The sequence below is a fragment of the Arthrobacter sp. P2b genome (assembly GCF_900168295.1).
Taxonomy (GTDB): domain Bacteria; phylum Actinomycetota; class Actinomycetes; order Actinomycetales; family Micrococcaceae; genus Arthrobacter.
This window is the reverse complement of the sequence record NZ_FVZL01000024.1, coordinates 23,435-45,254: the sequence shown is the minus strand read 5'-3', so window position 1 is coordinate 45,254 and position 21,820 is coordinate 23,435. Positions and strand designations below refer to the sequence as shown.

Below are 21,820 nucleotides of genomic sequence, written 5' to 3'. Positions count from 1 at the left end.
AAAGCCCACCAATTCCTCCAACTCGCCCTCGACACCGACCCCGCCTACCGACTCGCCCGCCTCAGCGACCAAATGATCGGCTCAGGCCTGGTCGCAGGCTGGAACATGAACAAGAACACCGCATACAAAACACTGCCCTACGACCTCCCGTAAGCCACTTCGGACTGGCCGCGTTGGCGCAGGTTAACAGAAGGTCCACTGTGGGCTCTTCAAAACTGCCAAGGGAGTACCTATGAAAAGGGGTCTTCGGGACTAGTTCAGTCGTCGAAGCGCAGGGAATCGCCGGGCGTTACGCCCAGGTGAGTCCTACCTGCAGGAGAACGCGCGGAGAACGGCCAGCGGGTCGTCGCGTTCACCTGACCGGTCTTCGGCGCCGGCGACCCGGTATACAGGGGCGTGGACATCCCGCCTCGCTTTTTCAAGGTCGCCGCTTTCCTCCACCAGGGCGCGCTGGCGGCCACCGGCTACGTCGTGGACCAGACACCCCAGCTGGATGACCTGCCGGAGATCCCTCCGCCAGGAGTCAGCGATGACGCTCCCCGCGCTCGGGCCGTGCCGGACCTTCCAGGTATCCATCAGGGTCGTTGCCCTGCTCCCTGGCTTGGGCCAGGAACTGCTGCGCTAACTCTTGCTAATCCACAGTGACTCTTCACCGCAAGCGGCTTTCAATGCCTTCCTCTCCCGCTGACAGCGATGTTTTGAAAGTCGTCTTGCCCGAGAGTACGCGCAACATGGAGACGGCCGACTGGTACCTGGCGTCGGTGGTGTGTTCGTTTAGGCATCTGTGGAAGGGAAGCTAATTGACTAGGGGCGTGGTGACCAGGTTTCGCCCCCCCAGGATCTTTCAGGATGATGTGCTCAGCACACAGCGATCGTGCCACTCATGTGATGTCAGGATTGACCCTTACAACGAGGCGTCCGGTTATCCTGCCTTCTGACAGCATGTCCACAGCGTCCGGTACTTGGTGAAACGCGACTTCGGTTATGACGTTGTCGATGGCTCCTGTTGAGATCAACTCAAGGACCCGTTGGAGGTCCTCCTTGCTCCCCCCGAGTGATCCAACGAGACTGACGTTCTTGAGGATCAACGCGTTCGTGGAGATGGTCGCCTCGGTCTTGCCAAGTCCAACCAGAACCACACGGCCGCCCGGGCGAACCACTGCGACGGCATCGGCGGTGGTCTGGCCGACCCCCGCGAAGTCGAGCACGACCTCGGGCTCGAATGGTTCGAGTTCTGTGACGGCGGCGTGAACGGACGTGGCTCCGAGTTCGAGTGCCCGCTGCCTGGCGGCTTGGTTGATATCCACGGCATGGACTACGCCACCCAAGTATCGGGCTATCTGGACGGCGTTCAGCCCGAGGCCACCCGTGCCAATGACCCCGACGACGGTGCCTTGGGTGATCCCGCCGGTCGTCACGACTGCGTGGTAAGCGGTCGTGACCGAGTCTGTGGCAGCCGCACCCTGCACCATGGAAACATTGTCCGGCAACTTCACCAGTTCAATGTCATCGGCGACAGCGTGCTGTTCGAACCCACCATTTCGGGACAGCCCAGGGGCGATCGGGCCTCTGAAGCCCACCGGATGCGAAATCAGGGCGACGGCGACGCGATCACCAATCTCGAAATCAGTAACCTCCGCGCCGAGCTCGCTGATGACGCCCGCGACTTCGTGCCCCAGGACAATGGGTCGCTGCGAAATCCAAGCGGCGCCGGAACCATCGATGATCCCGAGGTCTGAGTGACAGAGCCCAGCTGCCGCCACGTCAACGACTACCTGCCGAGGCCCGGGCTGGGGGTCCCCCACGTCAACCAGGCTTAGAGGCTGCTGGAACTCGCTAAATAACCATCCCTTGTTCGTCATGGCTGTTTGCTTCCTTAGTTTTAGTTCGTGGCTATTTCGCCGCTAGTTCACCCAGAAGGAGTCGGCAGCATCGAGCAGGTCCAGGTCCAGGTGACGGACCCTATGTAGTGCAGATCCGCTTAGGTAACTGTCGTTCGGTGGATTTTGGACTTGAACATCGAGCGTTTCGTGGCGAACTGCTTTGCCTCACTGTGTTTCTGCGCTTATTCCGTGCAGGGCGGATGACGTCATGCGGTAAGCAACCTCGCCCTCCAGCTGCTGGGGTTCAACCCAGACTTCATAGCCTTCTGCCTTGTCAACAAAAGTCCTGCCGTCGAATCCATCGGCAGAAAGCCATATGGCAGAAGAATCTGGCATGGCGTCGTCAACGAATCCACGTCTGAGACTACGTTTGCCCTTTCGAACTTCCACAAAGGCGCCAACCAACTGGTTCCAATCCTCGTGGCGGTAACTAGGCATCAGAGGTCTCCTTTTGTTCAGCGCAGGTGCACTGCCGCAGCTTGGGTTTGTGAATCTGGCTGTCGTAGCTTCTTGTAGATGTAGTGCGACAACACCCGAAACCTGGGTATTGCTACAGCGGGAATCTGCAGGTGAGCGTCTGCACTACCTCTTCAGGGTGCCTCGGTCTCGGAAAGCTGCACGAGGCACCCTGACGACTGCGTCCGTGCGGCACCTTGCCTGTTTTTTGGGCAAGGGCCTCCGGCTGCTCAGCCCGGCTTGCTGTTAGGCGCCGGGTAGAAGTACCGGTTTGACGATCTCTCCGGCGAGGACACGCTCCTCGGCGGAATTGATTTCCGAGAGTGGAAGGGTGGTGATGAGCCGGTCGAAGGGGAACTTGCCGGCCTGCCATAGCGTGATGAGGCGAGGAATGAACGTCTGCGGGTTCACGTCGCCTTCGAGAATGCCGGTGAGTGTCCGGCCAGCCGTCAACGCCAATGGTGCGATTGCCAGATCACCTTGCTGGACGCCTACCATACCCAGGGTGCCACGCAGTGCGAGGGCGTCAAGAGTGGCCGCGATGACGTGGGGCAGGCCGGTGGTGTCCAGTCCGTAGCGGACGCCGGCAGGGGCAATTGCGCGGATTTGCTCAGTGAGATTTCCGGTACCGGCTGTGATGGTATGCGTGGCGCCAAGTTCCCGCGCGAGGTCGAGTCGCACAGGGTTAAGGTCCACGGCGATGATCGGATGAGCGCCGGCGACTTTGGCTGCCATAATGGCGGACAGCCCGACGGCGCCGACTCCGACTACGACGATGCCTTCTCCCGTACGAACATCCAAGACTTCGAGAACGGAGCCCGCGCCGGTCTGCACCCCACATCCGAGGGGTCCGAGCAGCTCCAGGGGAAGGTCCTTGTCTACCACGACGACGTTTTTTGCGTCTACGAGTGAGTGCGTGGCAAACGACGATTGACCGAACCAGCGGCTCGCCACCACGCTTCCCGTGTCGTCGGTGAGCGGAGTGGATCCGTCGATTCCGTGGCCGCCCAGGTTCCGGGCCAGGAACGTGTCGCAATATGCCGGGTGGGCGTCGCGACAGTTGTGGCACTTTCCGCAGGAGTCAAAGCTCAACACCACATGGTCTCCGACGGCGACCGTGGTTACCCCCGCGCCCACCGCCTCAATGACGCCGGCTCCTTCATGGCCCAGCACGATGGGGGGCGTGCCAAACGCAATTGGGGGAGTGTCACCGGCTCCAGCGCGCGGCAAGACATCTGTGTGGCAGTGACCGGCGCCAACAATACGGACCAAAACCTGATCCAGTGCCGGGTCGGCCAGCTCAAGTTCTTCGATGTCCAACGGTTTGTCTTCACTGCGAAGTACGGCTGCGTGAATTTTCATGCTCTACCTGATTGTCTTTCTATTAGGGGGATGAAGTGTCAGACCGTGGTGTCACTTGCGGGGAGATAAATGGACTTGGTCTGCTGGTAAGCGGCCAATCCCTCCGGTCCAAGCTCGCGACCAAGCCCGCTTCCTTTGATACCGCCGAACGGGGAGCATATGTCTAGGACATAATTGTTGATCCCGATGCTGCCGGTCTTCACACGACGTGCGACATCCAGTCCGCGCTGCTGATCGCTGGTCCATACCGTACCGCCGAGGCCAAAGTCCGAGTCGTTGGCTATCTTGACCGCCTCGTCTACGTCGCCGTAGGGAATCACCGCCAGTACGGGACCGAATATTTCCTCACGGGCGATGGTGTGGGAGTTGTTTACGTTGTCAAAAATGGTGGGCTCAACGAACCACCCCGAATCCAGGCCGGCCGGCCTGCCTCCGCCGGTGGTGATACGGCCACCGTCTGCAACGCCTCGCTCAATATACTTTTGAACCCGCTGCTGCTGCGTAGCCGTGGCCAGCGGGCCAATCTGGGTGGCCGGGTCCAGTGCGTTGCCGACGGTTAGTGAACGGGCGAAGTCGGTGAGTATGTCCACCGTCTCGCTATAGCGGCTCCTAGGCGCGAGTACGCGTGTGCCCAGGAAACAGGTTTGGCCGTTATTCATTAGAGTGGCGTCAAAGAACTGCTCCAGCGAGGATGCAAGGTCGGCGTCATCGAGGATGATCGACGCCGATTTGCCGCCGAGTTCAAGGGTGACCGGACGGATAAGCCGTCCGCAAGTCTCGCCGATGGCACGTCCGGCGGCAGTCGATCCGGTGAAGGAGACTTTATCGATACCCGGGTGCGCAACGAGGTAGGCGCCTATCTCGCGGCCACCGGGCACAATGTTGATTACACCCGCAGGGATATCGGATTCGGCAATGGCCTCAGCAAGCACGTATGAGTCCAGAACGGTCTCGGGTGAGGGCTTGAGGACAACGGTGCACCCTGCAGCAAGCAACGGGGCAAGCTTGAAAAAGGTCAACGACTGAGGGAAGTTCCAAGGCACAATCGCGGCGACAACCCCGATGGGTTCACGGCGCACCAGGGTGGTCCCGCCGACAAAGCTGCTCCGGCGTTCCTCCGCGGGCTGCGCCGCCGCAAGGTCCGCGTAGTAACGCAACAAGAGGGCCGGAAAGACTGCTTCGGTAGCCGAGGAGACCGAAATCGGCATACCGTTCTGAGTACTGACCGCTTGGGCAGTGGCACCGCCCCGCGCCTCGAGGGCGTCAGCAAGGGAGTAGATCGCCTTCGCCCGATCTTCCGCAGTCCACGCCGACCACTCGGAACTATCGAATGCACGCCGTGCTGCCTGGACCGCAGCGTCAACGTCCGGCTCAGCCGCTTCTGGGACTGAAGTTACGATATCGCCGGTGCTCGCCTCGATGATGTTGATTCGCCGCGGCGTGGACGGAGCGGCCCAATCATTATCAATAAAAAACCCGGCTGGTGCGGTGGTGGTCATGGTGGCTCCTGGAATGTCGTGTGGAAATGATGATGTGGAGAGGATTCTGCGGCAATGAGACCAAGGGTCAGAAGTGGCGACAGGCTGGAGTATCTCTCGGGAATCTAGGCCGCTTAAGGCTGGCGCTTACCGGCGGGCCATCGAAAGACAACTTGGGACTGATATCGAACTCCTTCGTTCGGTCAGTGGAATGACGAGCGGCCGAGCGAGAAGGTGATGCCGTGAATGTTCTTCCCCGCCCCGATTGGGGCCCAAAAACTCGACGCTGCGTCAATTACCATAGACAAGATGTCATAAAGTGGCGGGAAACACAATAGGCAGACCAATGCGATGCCTTCGCCAATCGTGCCAGCCGCAGAGCGCTGATATTGGCGGATGGATACGTTCGGGCATAATGACAACCTGTTGAAAAGCGAAGACGCTATGTCTTGATGTTGCTTGGCTCACATTCCACGGAAACACGACGGGCACCTCCCACTCCTGCCCGGATACCGGGCGGACGCAGAAGATTGCTGTTCCATCCGAGTCGATCGTGCCGGCCGAATCGACGCATATCGGTGCGTTCCCATGAGTTCTGACCTGGGCCGTTGTCCTGGCCGTTGAGGAAACGCCGAGGGGTCCCGGCAAGCGACACCCTGCACCATCCGCATAGCGCTTACTCCCCTGCCCCGCGTCAATCACTACAGGAGCACACATGTACCTCCGGCCTGGACCTCACGGTCTCAGCCACCGACTGTGGGGATGGAAAGGGAGCTTTCGCGGACCTGTCGCGGGTGAATCCCTGGCCATGATTCCGGCATTGATCCTCAACCTTTCCGGCAGGATCAGCCGCCGGGCTGCGCTCCTGAAGGCGTTTCAATCGACCCGGCCCAAAGCTCCGATGACTTGGCCGCCCTCACCTGGATTCAGCGATCCCTGGAAGATGTTGTGAAGCTACCTCACTGGGCTCGGGAGCAGACTGCCGTCGTTCTGGCGTTCGGCGGTCCTGCCCCTTCTTCAGCCGGCAGCCTGGTTCCCTGGGTTCCGCCGGGATCGCAGGGATTTGGCCTTGGTTTGATCACGCCGGCGGGCTGCCGCTCGTCCCTCCACGCCAAGACATCTGCGTGTCCCAAAGTACTGACCACCGCAGCGCCCTCAGAGTAAGGATTAATGACCATGCACACAACAACCCGTTGTCTCGTCGTCGCCGTTCACACCCGAAAAGAACTAGACGCCGCCCTGGATGAAGCGGTGCATCTCCTGAAACCGGCGGCGAGGGCTGAACAGGTCGGTATCTTGGTGACCCGGCTCGCCCCGGGCCGCTATGAAGCGCGCCTGGACAGCGACGTTCCACGCGGTGTGACACTCGAAAGGTGGGAGACCGAGCTGCGATGAACGGACGGCAGAGCGGTCTCTCCGGCGCACCGGCCGGCAGCCTGTTTAACCTGATCTGCCCCGCCGCCCGCGGGGACGGCTGTTCCCTGCGCAGGGCGACTCTGGACGCAGGCTCGAGGTACGGGTTGAAAGAGTCTCTGACAGAATGCGAAACTGACGTCTTCCTGTCCCTCGCCCTTGGCCACCGCATCGCTGTCAGGGATCCTGAAACCGGGGCCTTGTGGACCGGGCGCGTTGACATGACGTTTCCCGAAAACGGATTCGTCTGGGTGACCACGGACGTCGGTGAGCGGAAGTTGCTCGATATCGGCGTGCACACAATCTGGGCGGCCCTGAATTTCTGCACGAACTGTTACTGCAGCCCGTGGATAGCTACGGGAAAGACCCAGGATCCCTTGGAAGCTAAGGAACGTCTCTCCCAGGCTGTTGCCTCATTTATGACAGCCAGGCCTGCTGCCGTGGACCGGCTCATACTTCTCAAAGACATTACTGTCCAGCAAAGATGGTGCAACAGGGAGCGGGATAACCCGGTTTGGCTCGCGGCCGGGAGGTGAACCTGAACTGCCGGCCGTCGCCGCATAAAGGCCCGGGTTTGGCCAGCGCTACCCCCCGTGGAGGATGGGTCCGGAGTATCGCAGTGAATCAACACCGCGTAGGGAATAATGGACACATGACCTCCGTACCGCTTACCCCTGTGGCAGGAGATCGCCGCGCCCAATTAAGCAAGGGTGAACGGCAACGACGCGCCATTCTTGACGCACTGCCTCCCCTACTGAGTAAGCAGCCATTGTCCTCGCTGTCGGTCAGCGATATTACGAAGGCGGCCGGGCTGAGCCGCTCAGGTTTTTACTTCTACTTTGATACTAAAGAAACTGCGCTCACGGTGGCCGTCGCGGATGTCTGGTCGGAGCTCAAGTCACGCAGCGGTATTTGGCGGCCAGCTTTACAGGGTGATTCCTTGCACGACCACGTGCGGCGTTCGCTCTCCACCACGGCTGAGGTGTGGCGTAATCACGCAGAGCTCCTCATCGCCTTTACACAAGTCCGCGACATCGACCCTTCCATGGAAGCCATGTGGGCTGAGTCCATGCAGGAGTTCACAACGCAGCTTTCCGAGTACATCCGTCTCGAGTGCGATCTGGGTCGAGCGGAGCCAGTAAGTAGCGACTATGAGGATCTTGCCGGGACGCTTCTCCATGCCACCGCCGACGCCTTTTACCGAGCAGTACGCGCCGGGTCAGATCAGCAGGAGATGAATCGACACGTCGATCTGCTCACTCGAATGTTCCTGGCCGCAATATGGGGTCCGCGCAGCGGACTCTGGCCGGCCGTTGGTCAGGCGCCCGCTCCTCGCTAGCCCAACCTATGTGAAGGCCCGCCCCTGCCAAGGCTGCAACCCCTGGCCTGATGGGCGTCTTCCCGAAACCCCTGCGGTATACCCTCCCACCGTTCGTCAGGAGCGGCACACTCCTCCTGTCCGCCTAGCACGCCAGGCACGCACGCCAGGATGGCAATTACCTCGGACCTGCCATCCTGCGTCCTTCCGGGACGCCACGCAGACCCGCCGGCTCCCCCGCTGCCCGGGACACCTGCCAGTTGCGGCTTTGACGGCCCGCTGAAACGTTCCCTGACTCGCGTACACGCATTCAGGGGGTGCCGGGTCTCGCACAACGCCGTTATGTCGGAGTTGTGCGGGAACAAAACCTTCAACCACCTCCCGCGATCGACGGCAGGGAATTCTCGGTTGAAGCAACCCCTTGTGATGCAGGCAACAATATGACATCCTGTCGAAGGAACCTGACAATCTGTCGATTATGGATCTGCAATGCAGCAGCTGCCACCCCGCCTTAACCGGCGGACTTCGATCAGAGGGTTGGGCAACACCCCTAGCCGGTCGGCGGGGCCGCCGTCACCACTGGTCGTCCCGCCCACATCGCCACTACCGAATACCGGCAAGGGCAGACGCGCTTACGCCTCTTGGGACGGCCCGTCCCCCTCTTCTGCCAAAGGATTATCATGACTGTTGACCTCCCCATCTCCGGAACCCCGGTCGCTGTCGGCTTCGACCCAAACGAAGTCCGTCAGCGGTATGCCGTCGAGCGGGACGCCCGCCTCAAACAGGAAACCTTGGCCCAGTTCCAGGGCTTGTCCGACACAAGGGAACTCGAGGATCTCGATCCGTACTCATCCCCGATTCAACGCGATGCCATTGTCGAGGAACTCGAAGTTGTCGTGCTCGGTGGCGGTTTTGGTGGCCTGCTGGCTGGTACTCATCTCACAAAAAACGACATCACGGACTTCCGCATCATTGAGCAGGGGGGGGACTTCGGCGGTACGTGGTATTGGAATCGTTACCCGGGCGTCCAGTGCGACGTCGAATCGTACATTTACATGCCCCTCCTCGAAGAGACCGGCTACATCCCTTCCAAGCGCTACGCTGACGGCGCCGAGATTTTTGAACACGCGCAGCGCATTGGCAGGCACTACGATCTCTACCGCGCCGCGCTGTTCCAAACAACTGTCACGGAAACCCGCTGGATCGAGGATGCCAAGCGCTGGGAGGTGCGGACCAACCGGGGCGACGTGCTGCGTAGCCGGTTCCTCCTGCGCGCCAACGGACCTTTCAACAAGCCCCAGCTCCCCCGCGTTCCAGGGATCGGTGAGTTTAAGGGCAAGATCTTCCACACGAGCCGGTGGGATTACGACTACACGGGAGGCAGCCCCAAGGGTGACCTCGTGAACCTCCGCGACAAGCGCGTTGCGATTGTCGGAACTGGTGCGACCGCAATCCAGGCCGTGCCGTACCTGGCTCAGGAGGCGAAGGAGCTGTTCGTTGTCCAGCGCACTCCGAGCGTGGTCGGGCCCCGTAACAACCGACCCACCGACCCGGAGTGGGTGAAGTCACTGAAGCCCGGTTGGCAAGACGTCCGACATGACAACTTCCTTGCCTGGCTGCACGGCCACCCACGTGAAGAGGACCTCGTCGATGACATCTGGTCGCGTCTGTTTCCTACGCTCAGAGGGCACCACCTTGTCGACGTGCCTGCGACGGAGCTACCTGTTGAAGACCAGATGGCGCTGGCCGAAATTTCCGATATGCAGATGGTGCAGGAGATCCACGCCCACATCGAGTCCAAGGTCAGTGACCCCGAAACCGCTGAGGCGTTGAAGCCCTGGTTCGGTTACGTCTGCAAGCGTCCAACCTTCAATGACGAGTATCTGGACGCTTTCAATCTTCCTTCGGTTAAGCTCGTTGCCGCAAGGACCGGCATCGAGGCGATTACAGAGACAGGCATTGTCGTCGCAGGCACGCACTACGACGTGGACTGCATCATCTTCGCCACCGGATTTGAAACGGGCAGCTCCGCCGCGGACCAATACGGATACGACGTCATTGGCCGGGACGAACTGTCAATGCGGGCACACTTCGCTGACGGTGCTAAGACATTGCACGGCTTTTTTTCGCACGGCTTCCCGAACTTCATCGAGCTTGGCATGAGTCAGAACGCCTACCTGGTCAACTACACATATATGTTGGACCGGAAGGCCCGGCATGCTGCACGCATCATCGCCCACGCACGGGCTACCGGCGTCTCCACCGTCGAGCCAGACCTGAATGCCCAGGACGTTTGGGTAGAAAAGACCCGCCAAACAGCGGCCCCTCGCATGGCCTACCTGGCGGCTTGCACCCCCGGCTACTATAGCGGGCAAGGCGACATCTCACATGGATTCTGGAACGACGTCCACAGCGTCAGCGAAATCGATTTCTGGAACATGATCGAAGACTGGTGGAATTCCGGCACATTCGACGGCCTTCTCCTCGAAAAAGACACAGTCTCCGTCTCCAGCTAGGGACACGTCAACTAGGGCGCAGGTGCGAACGGGACCGCCCCTGACACCCGCCCCCTTCCGGCAGGAGGTCCTGCCGCCGATGCACGTCCGTGAGTTCCTGGACCCGATTGCTGTATTCAACGCCTTCCGCGAAGAGAAGCACACGGCTGCCATAGACCCTTTTGCCGCCTGACCTAATCACCCACTGAACCGCCGGGTGTGTGAAGAAGCACACCCGGCCCCTGCAAGGAGACAACATGACCACAGCCCTTGAACTGCTTCCGTACATGTCCTACCCCGCAGTCCTGGACCATCTTGCCGACGATGTGGAATGGCACCTTCCGGTGAGCCTTTGGGAAGGCGTTGGCGGGGCACACGTCGGACGCGAGAACGTCGAGGCGATGCTCAAAAAAGTGATGACCGAGTTTTACGATCCGGAACAGATGACGCCGGAGATCCTTGCCGCGTTCGGTACTGAGACGCACGCCAGCATGGTCTTCACGATGAACGCCATCACCCGGTGGGGCCAGCAGTACCGCAACAGCTACTCGATCGTCATCGAGGCTGCTGAGGGCAAGATCACTAAGGTCCTCGAGGTCTTCGACACGAAGAATCTATTCGACACGATGGACAACAGCAAGCTGGGCTGACAAGCCAGTCCTGACCGCGGGACCCTGTGTCCGCCAACCGATGAGGAGAACTATTATGCCCACCAACCACACCAGCGCCCCGCTCGACTCCGACGCCCAGGCGGTCGCCGATATGTTCGCTGTTGCCCTTCCGGCTGGCCTGTCCGGATTGGGCGTCGAAGGCGTCCGGGCGTTTGCTGCACAAACAGAAGCACAAACGCCGCCGGCCCCGGAGGTCAACCAGGTGACCGAACACGCAGCACCCGGCCCCCACGGAGACGTGCGGGTACGGCTCTACCGGCCCGATTCGAAGCTCCCGGTGCCAGTCCTGCTTTACATTCACGGCGGCGGCTGGACGATGGGGTCCATCGACGGGGGGGTCGACTACCTCTGCCGCGACATCGTGCGGACGAACAACATTGCCGTGGCGTCCGTCGATTACAGACTGGCACCCGAGCACAAATTCCCGGTCCCGTTTGAGGACTGCCAAGCAGCCTTGGCCTGGCTCCGTGGCAATGCGGGGGAACTGGGCCTGGATTCGGCGCTGATTGCAATAGGCGGTGACAGCGCAGGCGGCAACATCTCAGCTGCTATCACACATTCAGACCGCGGCCACGACAAGCCCCTGGTTGCCCAAGTGCTGCTATGTCCCGCCACGGAGTACGCAGTTGAGCGGACCTCCTGGATCCAACATGCCAACGCGCCTGTGTTGACTGCCGCCGACACCCTCTGGTTTTGGGACCAATACCTAAGCACGGAAGCCGACAGGATCGACCCCCGGGCCACCCCGGCAAACGCGGAGTCATTCGCCGACCTCCCCCAGGCCCTCGTCATCGTCGCCGGACATGACCCGCTGCGCGACGACGGGCTTCACTACGCGGAACTCCTCAACAGCGCCGGAACGTCTGTGGAGGTCGCCCAGTTCGACGGGTCATTCCACGACTTCTTCGTCCTGCCCGCGCTGGCAGCGTATGCAGGCGCCCGCGACACAATCACCGGGTTCCTCGATAGAGCGCTGGTTACCCGCAACGCGTTAGCAACGGAAGGTGCCACTTCCTAAGCCGTCTCCCTTAGGCCGCCGTCTCGACCTGGCACCCAAAGTACGAGCAAGGCCCAGTGTGGTCGGTCCCGTAGCCAACCGGCTGCGGGTCCGGCCGGGACGAAGACCACCAGCAGCCCAACCATCTCTGAACCACCGTTTGCAGCTCACTGAGCCGAGCATCAGGAGTGCAGGGCTCAGAAGATGCCGGGCGCTGGTGGCGCAGGAATACAACCTCCAGCGACGTAGCTCGGACGCGGGGTACAAATGCTGTTGTATATCATTCGGCATTCTGTAGCCACCCACCGCCGGTGACGCGGGTGAGGAATCACCTATTAGAACGGGGATGCGTTAAACAACGCCCCATTACAACGAAGGAGTTGTGCCATGACTTCCACGAGCACGACGCAAGAGCGTATGTTCCCGCCGCTTGATGGGCTTGGCCAGATGCTTCCTCGCCTTGCGAAGCGGTGGCCAGACAAGACCGCGCTGGTAACCGATGAACGTCAGCACACTTTCGCGCAGCTTGATAGCGAGTCCAGCAATGTGGCGGTAGGTCTCCTCCGTCGCGGGATTGATCCCGGTGATCGTGTCGCAATTTTTGCCCCGAATCGCTGGGAATGGATAGTGGCTTACCACGCCGTGCTGAAGATCGGTGCGGTTGTGAACCCGCTCAACGTAATGCTCACCGGCGAAGAGGTGAATTTTGTCCTCAAGGACTCTGGGGCCAAAGCCCTGATCGCCTCGGGCGACCGGCTCGAAGCCGTCAGTGCCGCCCTGGATGACGTTGACACACTTGCCCTCGTAGTCACCTTCGAAACTGGTGTGAAAGACGCGGTGTCGTTCTCTGTCCTGCTCGCGGAAGACGGGTCGCAGTTTTCGCCCTACCCGGTGGACTCCGACGCCCTTGCGTGCATCGCATACACATCAGGGACAACGGGCCGGCCGAAGGGGGCCATGCAGTCGCATCGGTCGCTTGTCCTCAACTGTGCTTACACTGCCGCGATGCATGGTCGCAGTGCAGACGACGTTGTAGTTTCGGCCCTTCCTGCGGCTCATGTTTACGGCAATGTTGTCATCAATGGCACACTCATGGCGGGCGGCCAGGTTGTGCTGATGAAGCGTTTTGATGCCTCCCTCGCCCTGATGCACATTCAAGAGCACCGCGCGACGATGTTCGAAGGCGTGCCCGCGATGTACGCGATGATGTTAGCGGACGCTGCCCTGGAAAAAGCCGACATCGCATCTCTGACCCGTAGCACTGTGGGGGGGCAGACCATCGCCACCAGCGTCATTGACGCATGGGAACTCCGGAGCGGGGCACCCCTGCTCGAGCTTTGGGGAATGACCGAAATATCTGGCTTGGGCGCCACCCACGCCTTGCATGCTCCCGGCCCACAGGGCTCAGTGGGTGTAGCCCTTCCCGGGGTGCAGCTCAAGGCCGTGCGGCCCGATGACCCCACGAGGGAGTGTTCACCGAATGAACCGGGCGAACTCATGGTCAGAGGCCCGATTGTCATGATGGGCTATTTCAACAACCCTGCCGCTACCGCAGAGACCATCGATGCCGACGGCTGGCTGCATACCGGAGATATCTCCATACACGACGGCGTGGGCCACTTCTATATCATCGACCGGCTCAAGGACATGATCGTCACAGGCGGGTATAACGTCTACCCGGCCGAAATCGAAAGAGTCCTGATAGGGCATCCGGCAGTGGCTATGGTCGGCGTGGGCCGGAGGCCCGACGAACTTAAGGGTGAAATCGCGCACGCCTACGTGGTTCCGGCCCCTGGCCAAAAAGCCGATACGGACGAGCTGATCGCCTACTGTCGCACTCGATTGGCAGCGTACAAAGTTCCGAAAAAAATACACTTGGTCGACCGCCTGCCGACGACATCGAGCGGGAAGATAATGCGCCGAAAGCTCGAAGCTACCCCCACCCCCGCAAGCTGACCAGTATCGAACCGCACCTCTAGCGCGGGCCACTCGGCCCGGAGGTGCGGAACCAGCGCGGAGAAAACGGGACCACCGGCCCTGGCCCCCACAGTTCACTGGACAGCCCCCGAACCGCTTAAAGAGCCGTCACGTCGTCGAAAACGGTAACTTCCATGCCTTTTCTCCGCACGCTCCATCGAGCTGCCCCGTAACCAAGTATTCAAGCACCGGCGACAGCCGAAGCGTAACGACCACACACGAGAGAGACAACGGGCTCGCTGAAAAGTTGTGGCAAGTTTCCCTGATTGGAGAAGAGAACAGGTGAGAACACAGACCGGCAGCCTCGTGTCGTCAGAAACGAGATGGCCTGAGAATGCCATCGCGCAACAAGCACTGGCCGAGGACTTGAGGCAACGGCTAGCCCGGACGGCCCTGGGAGGCCCGGAGAAATCAAGGGAGCGGCACGTTGCCCGCGGAAAGCTCCTGCCCCGGGACCGCATTGACTACCTGCTGGATGAAGGCAGCCCGTTCCTGGAGATTGCCCCCCTTGCGGCAAACGGGTTGTACAACGACGAGGCCCCTGGTGCGGGTGTTATCGCAGGAGTCGGTGTGGTACATGGCCGCCAGGTGTTGGTCATCTCCAATGACGCCACGGTCAAGGGTGGAACATACTTTCCGATGACGGTGAAGAAGCACCTCCGGGCGCAGGAGATCGCGCTGGAGAACCGGCTGCCCTGCATTTACCTCGTGGACTCCGGCGGGGCGTTTCTGCCCATGCAGGATGAGGTCTTCCCTGACAAGGAGCACTTCGGCCGCATCTTCTACAACCAGGCCAAAATGTCCGCAGCGGGTATCCCGCAGATCGCGTCAGTAATGGGGTCGTGCACCGCTGGCGGCGCTTACGTTCCGGCGATGAGTGATGAGACAGTGATCGTCCGCAACCAGGGCACCATCTTCCTGGGCGGTCCGCCACTGGTGAAAGCGGCCATCGGCGAAATCGTAACACCGGAGGAGCTCGGCGGCGGCGAGGTCCATTCAAAGATCTCCGGTGTCACGGACCATCTGGCCGAAAATGACGAGCACGCCCTGCAGATCATCCGGGACATCGTTTCCACCCTGCCGAAGCCCGCCGATCCCGTCTGGGAAGTGTCCGAGGTCGTGCTGCCACCTGTCGCAGACCCGCAGGAACTGTACGACGTGGTTCCGGTTGACGTGAACGAGCAGTACGATGTCCGCGAGGTGATCTCCCGCTTGGTGGACGGCAGCGAATTCCATGAGTTCAAGGCCAACTACGGCACCACCCTGGTCACCGGATTCGCCAGGCTGCACGGCCACCCCGTAGGGATCGTGGCCAACAACGGCGTGCTGTTCAGCGAGTCCGCCCTCAAGGGCGCGCATTTCATCGAACTCTGTGACCAGCGCGGCATCCCGCTGGTCTTCCTGCAGAACCTCTCCGGATTTATGGTCGGGAAGGACTATGAGCACGGCGGCATCGCCAAAAACGGCGCCAAGATGGTCACCGCTGTCGCCACCGTCCGGGTGCCCAAGCTGACCGTGGTGATCGGCGGATCCTTCGGCGCCGGGAACTACTCCATGTGCGGGCGGGCCTACTCGCCGCGGTTCCTGTGGATGTGGCCAGCATCCCGGATCTCCGTGATGGGCGGCAACCAGGCCTCCAGTGTGCTCGCCACGGTCAAACGCGACCAGTACGAGGCTGCCGGCGAGGAATGGTCTCCAGAAGATGAAGCGGCATTTAAGGCACCCGTGAAACAGCAGTTCGAGGACCAGGGCAGCCCGTACTACTCCACCGCCCGCCTCTGGGACGACGGAATCATCGACCCCGTTGACACGCGCCGAGTGCTGGGCATGGCGCTCGACGCTGTCTCCCGCACCCCGCTGCCGGAGACCTCCTTCGGCCTGTTCCGGATGTGACCGCCATGACCAAACCAGCGCAAGGAAGCACCGACATGACCACCAGAATCTTCGACACCGTGCTGGTCGCCAACCGCGGCGAAATCGCTTGCCGCGTTATCCGTACCTTGCGTCGTCTCGGAATAACATCCGTCGCCGTATACTCAGAGGCCGACGCTGACGCACGCCACGTTCGGGAGGCGGACGTCTCGATATGCATCGGACCCGCCGCTGCGGCGGAAAGTTACCTCAAGATTGATGCCTTGGTGGATGCCTGCCGCCGCACCGGGGCCCAGGCTGTGCACCCGGGCTATGGCTTCCTCTCGGAAAATGTTGAGTTCGCGCGTGCTTTGGTGGATGCAGGGATTGCCTTCATCGGTCCGGACGTCCATTCCATCAACATGATGGGGGACAAGATCCGCTCCAAGAACCACGTGGTCGCGCACGGCGTTCCCGTGGTTCCGGGCATCGCCGAACCCGGACTGAACAATGAGCAGCTGATCGAGGCTGCGGCCGGCATCGGCTTCCCGCTGCTGATCAAGCCCTCAGCCGGTGGTGGCGGCAAGGGCATGCACGTGGTGGAGCGGGCCGAGGATCTGCCGGCCACCCTGGAAACCGCCCGGCGCGTCGCCAAGAGCTCCTTCGGCGACGACACGCTGTTCCTGGAACGGCTGGTCCGCTCCCCCCGGCACATCGAGGTCCAGATCCTCGCCGACCGTCACGGCAACACCATCCACCTGGGCGAGCGTGAGTGCTCCCTGCAGCGCCGGCACCAGAAGGTCATCGAGGAAGCACCCGCGCCGCTGCTCCAGGGCTTGCCCAACGGCGCCGAAATCCGGGCACGGATCGGCGCGGCGGCGGTTGACGCCGCCTGTTCGGTGAACTATGTCGGCGCCGGCACCGTGGAGTTTCTGGTCTCCGACGAGGCCCCGGACGAGTTCTTCTTCATGGAAATGAACACCCGTCTCCAGGTGGAGCATCCCGTCACCGAAGAGGTCGTCCGCGTCAACGGCGAACGGCTGGACCTGGTCGAATGGCAGGTCCGGATCGCCGCAGGTGAGGTCCTCACCGTCGCCCAGTCCGACGTCAAGCTCGAAGGGCACGCGATCGAAGCGCGCGTCTACGCCGAAGACCCAGCTCATGGCTTCATGCCGTCCATCGGCCGGCTGCTGCAGATCCGGGAACCTTCCGGTCCCGGCGTCCGGGTGGACAGCTCCCTCACCCAGGACCTGGAGGTCTCACCGCACTATGACCCGATGGTCGCCAAGGTCATCGTGTGGAACACGGACCGCAAACAGGCACTCGACGTGCTGGACCGTGCCCTCGCCGACACGGTCCTGCTGGGTGTTAGGACAAACGTCGAATACCTGCGGCTGCTCATTGCCGACGAGGACGTCGCCGCAGGGCGCCTGGACACCACCCTGATCGACCGCAAAATCGCTTCCATGCCGTTCCGGACTTTCAGCGCAGAGGACCTTGCCCTCGTGGCCCACGCTTTGATGACCAGCCAGCCGGACGCTCCCGGTCCCTGGGGCACCGGGGACGGCTGGCGGGTCAGCGGCAATGTGCCGGCGTCGATCCATCTGGAAGTTTACGGCCAGACGCACACCGTCACCGTCAGCCGGGACGCGGAGGGCCGGACGTTCGGCATCGACGGTGAGCCGTTCCGCGTCAAGACCCTTGCCGATGGCTCAGCCTCAGTGAACGGCACCCGGCGGCGGGTGGCCGTCGCCGTCGCCGCCGACGGCACCGCGTGGCTCGGCATCGCCGGATGGAGCGGCGCTGCCCGGCGGCTCAGCCGGCAGGAGCGGCTCCAGCGCCGCCTCGCCTCCCTGGAACGCGACGCAGGCGCAGCCTCCCCAGAAGTCCGTTCGCCCATGCCCGGCACAGTTATCGCCGTCGCCGTCGTGGACCTGGAGCTCGTGGAGGCGGGGCAGCCGTTGCTGTCCATCGAGGCGATGAAGATGGAGCACCAGCTCACGGCTCCGGTCTCCGGCGTCGTGCGGTTGAGCCTGAAGGCGGGCGACCTGGTCAAAGCCGCGCAGATCGTGGCAACCGTGGAGTCGCTCTCTCTTGAGACCGGGGACGGCGACAGAGACCCTGTGACCGCCGAAACGGCGGCGACGCAACAGCTCGAAGAAGTGAAGGGATAATCCCATGGACACCACGGACACTAAACGCATCCAGCAGCGCGGTCTCTACCTTGATGAACTCCAGGAAGGCACGGTCTACGCCCACAGGCCCGGCCGCACCCTCACGGAAACGGACAATGTCCTTTTCACCTCGTTGACCATGAACAACCAGGGCCTGCACCTGGATGCTGCGTGGAGTGCCACCCAGCCCTTCGGCCAAAGGCTCATGAACTCCCTCTTCACCCTGGGCACCATGATCGGCCAGTCCGTGCCCCAGATGACGGAAGGAACCATCATCGGCCAGCTTGGCCTCACGGACGTCCGCTTCCCGCATCCGATGTTCCACGGCGACACCCTGTACACCGAAACGGAAGTGACAGAGGTCCGGCGGTCCGCCTCCCGCCCCGGCCAGGGAGTGGTGGGCATGAAGCACACCGGCCGCAACCAGGACGGTGTCGTAGTGGCGGAAGCAACACGCACCTGCCTGATGTGGACACGCGAGGCGCACGAAGTCACCGTATCAGCCGGACAGGAGTAGCCGTGGCAGCCTTTGAGATGGGCCCGGCGATCCTCTTCTGCCCCGCCGACCGCCCGGACCGCTACGGCAAGGCGATGGATCGGGCTGACGCAGTCATCTTGGACCTCGAGGACGCCGTGGCCCCCGGGGACCGGGAACAGGCACGGCAAACCCTCATTGCGAACCCCATGGACCCGGACCGGACCATCGTCAGGATCAACCCGGCGGACACCGACGACTTCGCAATGGACCTGCACGCACTCCAGCAGACCCGCTACAGGTACGTCATGCTGGCCAAGACCGAGGAGCCAGAGTCGCTGGCACAGCTGGCCAACTACTCGCTGGTGGCCCTGTGTGAAACAGCCAGAGGCATCATCAACGCGCCGTGCATTGCGGCAGCACCCAATGTGGCGGCCCTCATGTGGGGTGCGGAAGACCTGGTCGCCTCACTGGGCGGCACGTCCAGCCGCCGGCCCGACGGCCGGTACCGGGACGTGGCCCTGCACGCCCGGTCGCACGTGCTGCTCGCCGCAAGCGCGGCCGGGAAAGCGGCACTGGACTCTGTCTACCTGGACATTGCCGACCTGACCGGGCTCAAAGCCGAATCCGACGATGCTGTCGCCTCCGGCTTCGCAGCCAAGGCGTCCATCCATCCCGGCCAGATGCCCATCATTCGCGAGTCCTTCATCCCGGCTCCTGCCGAGGTGGAGCAGGCCCGGCGGATGCTCGCCGCCGCCGGGCAGTCAGGCGGGGTATTCACCTTCGAAGGACGGATGGTGGACGAACCCGTCCTGCGGCACGCCCGCACGACACTCGCCCGCGCCAAGCACATAGCGAGGCCCGGGACTGCGAAGGTAGGGACGTCCTCGGCATGAGCGTCCGCCTCGTTCATGGAAAAATCCGCAGAACATCCAGGATGAAAGGGACAACCAGCTGACCATTCCGAAAGCTAGCTTTCAGGATGGTCAACGACCCGAAGAGGCGATGGGAACTCGGCACGTCGAACAAGCCCTGGAGCAGTCCAGCGACTTCTCCCGCCAAATTCAAGAACTGGTCACCGAATACCTCCGTGTATCCGCGAACCAAAAAAGTTCCTGTACAACGTTTCGAGACGCGGATTGGTCTAACAGCGTAGACATTGGCCTCCCCGATTCGCGTATGCCCCGCCCGCAAACTGTGCCCGCTTAAGCCGTGGCTCAACCGCTACTGTTGCACCACCGTCACGATAACTCGGGTATGCAGAATGCACAGACGACATTCAGGATCCGGCTAAGCCCAGTCACACACCCATTTTTGCTGTTTGAAAGGAAACTCATGAGCCTGCCGCCGATTACCCTCACCGGCCACGCCCAGAAGGAAGCGTGGCAGAACAGGGTGCTGCCGCCTGTGGAGCAGCTCGGCGCGGAGGTGTGGTCCATTCCCGTCCCCTTCCCGGACAATCCCATGCGCTATACCCTGAGTTATCTACTCTTGGGCGACGGTGACGCCGTCCTGATCGATCCGGGCTGGGACAGCGATGCCGGCCTGGAGCATTTGGCTGCTGGACTGCGGCAGGCAGGTCTGGGCCTGAGGGACCTCACGGGCATCGTGGCCACCCATTTCCACTCGGACCATCTCGGCATGGCCGCCCGCCTGCGCGCGGCAACGGGAGCGTGGGTGGCCCTGGGGGAGAAGGAAGTGCGCCGGCTCAGTGCCGCCGGGGACGCTGACCTTGTCCTGCGCAACGACCGCGAGGAGCTGACGCTGTGGGGCGTGCCGGCGGACCGGCTGGCCGAGGTGGCCCTGAACCACCGGAGTCTGCTCCAACTGCAGAACCTCGCGGATCCGGACCTGCGGCTCACCGACGGCAGCCTGGTGCCCGCCAAAGGGCTGGAGCTACGGGTGGTCACCACCCCGGGGCATTCACCGGGGCACATATGCCTGGTCGATGAGCCGCACGGGATGATCTTCAGCGGGGACCACGTCCTGCCGCGCATCTCCCCGCACATCGCTCTGGAGCTGCCCGGGCCTGCCAACCCTTTGGCGGACTACTACGAGTCCCTGGACCTGATCGCGTTCGAGGACGCCATGGAGATCTGCCCGGCGCACGAGTACCGGTTCAGCGGCATGCAGCGCCGGGTCGCACAGCTCATCGAGCACAACCGGGAACGCTCCGCCGAGGTCCTGCGGGTGATGGAGGTGCACCGGCCACAAACCGTCTGGGACATCGCCCGGCACCTGACCTGGTCCCGGGGCTGGGAGTCCCTGCAGGCCTTCTCGCTGCGGCTGGCTGTCTCCGAAACAGCCAGCCACGTCGTGTACCTGCGCTCCAAGGACTACGACATCGACGTGCCCCTCACGGAACCACGGCCGGCTGTGCTTCGATGACGGCAACCTTCCGGGCCGGATCTGAATCCGAGCCGCCAGCCGCCCGATGAGACCACTGCGCCAGCTAGGTTGGTCCAGGATCTGATACCAAATGATCCAATACCTCCTCGCGGGATAGCGGCGACGAGCGGGTGAGTCCACCGCATTCAAAAATGCGGCCTTTGCGGTCTTGGCCATGCGTGCGGTCCACACAGTGGCTGTCATCAGGCACATCTCCCTCAGGCAGCGGAGGATCTTGGCATAACTCCCCCATCCGACGTCTTGGGGTCGCACGCTTCGCCCTGGTCACCAGAATCAGCTAAACCGCCAACCGGGCTGTGAAACAACCGGTATTCTTAACGAATAGTCACAACTAAGTCCTCTGCGCCCGGCGTATTTGGTCCAAAGCCGGTTGCAGCGCTCGCTCCTGCCTTCAGCTCTCTGTTCTGAGGTACTGGTACAAGGTTCCACGGCTGATACCGAATACCCGGGCCAGGCCGGTCTTCTTCTGCTCCCCCACCCCGGGCCGGCGCCGCAGCTCGGCGGCGTTCTCGGGCGAGAGCGCCCTCCGGCGTCCGCAGTAGGCGCCGCGGGCCTTGGCCAGGGTAACACCTTCGCGCTGGCGTTCCCCGATCGGGGTCCGTTCGAACTCAGCGAAGGTCCCCTGACCGAAAGCATCAGGTTCACCAAAGGGGAATCCTCCCCATTGAAGACCAAACCGGGTGTGACCGTCGATCTATTCTTATAAATGGGCCGCGAACGGTTCTCAGCACTGCTGGAGACCGCCGACATGTATCGCTACAACATTCGGTAGTTCTGGCCCAGTGGACTTTCCCCCGAGATGCCTCGCACAATCAATCTCCGCCTGGTAGCGTCTCCATCTCGGATTTTGGACGCTTCGGT

Annotated in this window: 17 protein-coding genes and 1 pseudogene; 12 read left to right on the top strand and 6 right to left on the bottom strand. The window is 62.0% G+C overall.

All coding sequences use genetic code 11. The features are described from left to right. Window positions 1–306 precede the first annotated feature (306 nt). From B5520_RS22870 to B5520_RS21030, 5 genes are all read right to left on the bottom strand, one after another. A complete protein-coding gene (locus B5520_RS22870) occupies window positions 307–576 on the bottom strand; it encodes a hypothetical protein (RefSeq protein WP_079599011.1) in 270 nt (89 codons plus the stop codon). Window positions 577–881: 305 nt separating this feature from the next. After that, window positions 882–1,862: a zinc-binding dehydrogenase gene (locus tag B5520_RS21045; protein WP_079599010.1), complete on the bottom strand. Its 981-nt coding sequence runs from the start codon at window positions 1,860–1,862 to the stop codon at window positions 882–884. A 186-nt stretch (window positions 1,863–2,048) separates the two neighbouring features. Next, window positions 2,049–2,321, bottom strand: a complete 273-nt coding sequence (locus B5520_RS21040; RefSeq protein WP_079599009.1) for a hypothetical protein — start codon at window positions 2,319–2,321, stop codon at window positions 2,049–2,051. 264 nt (window positions 2,322–2,585) lie between these two features. Next, the gene (locus B5520_RS21035; protein ID WP_079599008.1) at window positions 2,586–3,701 is read right to left on the bottom strand and encodes an NAD(P)-dependent alcohol dehydrogenase; all 1,116 of its coding nucleotides are present in this window, start codon (window positions 3,699–3,701) and stop codon (window positions 2,586–2,588) included. Between the two features lie 38 nt (window positions 3,702–3,739). Next, window positions 3,740–5,200 (bottom strand): aldehyde dehydrogenase, encoded by a 1,461-nt coding sequence (locus tag B5520_RS21030; protein WP_079599007.1) that lies wholly within the window; start codon window positions 5,198–5,200, stop codon window positions 3,740–3,742. Window positions 5,201–6,349: 1,149 nt separating this feature from the next. Here B5520_RS21030 and B5520_RS22865 point away from each other — a divergent pair. The 12 genes from B5520_RS22865 to B5520_RS20970 all read left to right on the top strand — a co-directional run bounded on the left by B5520_RS22865 (window position 6,350) and on the right by B5520_RS20970 (window position 20,938). Continuing rightward, window positions 6,350–6,574, top strand: coding sequence for a hypothetical protein (locus tag B5520_RS22865; RefSeq protein ID WP_176156946.1), 225 nt, complete (start codon window positions 6,350–6,352; stop codon window positions 6,572–6,574). Beyond that, on the top strand, window positions 6,571–7,128 hold the full coding sequence (locus B5520_RS22860; RefSeq protein ID WP_176156945.1) for a hypothetical protein: 558 nt from the start codon (window positions 6,571–6,573) through the stop codon (window positions 7,126–7,128). Before B5520_RS22865 ends, B5520_RS22860 begins: the two co-directional genes overlap by 4 nt. Before the next feature lie 116 nt (window positions 7,129–7,244). Beyond that, window positions 7,245–7,931 carry a TetR/AcrR family transcriptional regulator gene (locus B5520_RS21020; protein ID WP_079599006.1) on the top strand — a complete coding sequence of 229 codons (687 nt, stop codon included), beginning with the start codon at window positions 7,245–7,247 and terminating at the stop codon, window positions 7,929–7,931. Between the two features lie 659 nt (window positions 7,932–8,590). Then, window positions 8,591–10,426, top strand: a complete 1,836-nt coding sequence (locus B5520_RS21015) for a flavin-containing monooxygenase (RefSeq protein WP_079599005.1) — start codon at window positions 8,591–8,593, stop codon at window positions 10,424–10,426. A gap of 236 nt (window positions 10,427–10,662) precedes the next feature. Further along, window positions 10,663–11,055, top strand: coding sequence for a nuclear transport factor 2 family protein (locus B5520_RS21010; RefSeq protein WP_079599004.1), 393 nt, complete (start codon window positions 10,663–10,665; stop codon window positions 11,053–11,055). A 55-nt stretch (window positions 11,056–11,110) separates the two neighbouring features. Further along, window positions 11,111–12,094: an alpha/beta hydrolase gene (locus B5520_RS21005; protein WP_079599003.1), complete on the top strand. Its 984-nt coding sequence runs from the start codon at window positions 11,111–11,113 to the stop codon at window positions 12,092–12,094. Between the two features lie 366 nt (window positions 12,095–12,460). Further along, window positions 12,461–14,029, top strand: a complete 1,569-nt coding sequence (locus B5520_RS21000; protein ID WP_217700359.1) for a class I adenylate-forming enzyme family protein — start codon at window positions 12,461–12,463, stop codon at window positions 14,027–14,029. A gap of 327 nt (window positions 14,030–14,356) precedes the next feature. Next, entirely contained in the window at window positions 14,357–15,943 is a 1,587-nt protein-coding gene (locus tag B5520_RS20995; protein ID WP_254865661.1) for a carboxyl transferase domain-containing protein, read from the top strand. A gap of 35 nt (window positions 15,944–15,978) precedes the next feature. Next, window positions 15,979–18,075, top strand: a complete 2,097-nt coding sequence (locus B5520_RS20990; protein ID WP_102974182.1) for an acetyl/propionyl/methylcrotonyl-CoA carboxylase subunit alpha — start codon at window positions 15,979–15,981, stop codon at window positions 18,073–18,075. A gap of 4 nt (window positions 18,076–18,079) precedes the next feature. After that, window positions 18,080–18,592: a MaoC family dehydratase gene (locus tag B5520_RS20985; RefSeq protein WP_079599001.1), complete on the top strand. Its 513-nt coding sequence runs from the start codon at window positions 18,080–18,082 to the stop codon at window positions 18,590–18,592. Window positions 18,593–18,609: 17 nt separating this feature from the next. Further along, window positions 18,610–19,446, top strand: a complete 837-nt coding sequence (locus tag B5520_RS20980; RefSeq protein WP_079599016.1) for an HpcH/HpaI aldolase/citrate lyase family protein — start codon at window positions 18,610–18,612, stop codon at window positions 19,444–19,446. 439 nt (window positions 19,447–19,885) lie between these two features. After that, on the top strand, window positions 19,886–20,938 hold the full coding sequence (locus B5520_RS20970; protein ID WP_176156944.1) for an MBL fold metallo-hydrolase: 1,053 nt from the start codon (window positions 19,886–19,888) through the stop codon (window positions 20,936–20,938). Window positions 20,939–21,350: 412 nt separating this feature from the next. On the opposite strand, the pseudogene B5520_RS20965 reads toward B5520_RS20970, so the two are convergent. Continuing rightward, a pseudogene (locus B5520_RS20965) lies at window positions 21,351–21,637 on the bottom strand (helix-turn-helix domain-containing protein); the annotation flags it as partial. Window positions 21,638–21,820 lie beyond the last annotated feature (183 nt).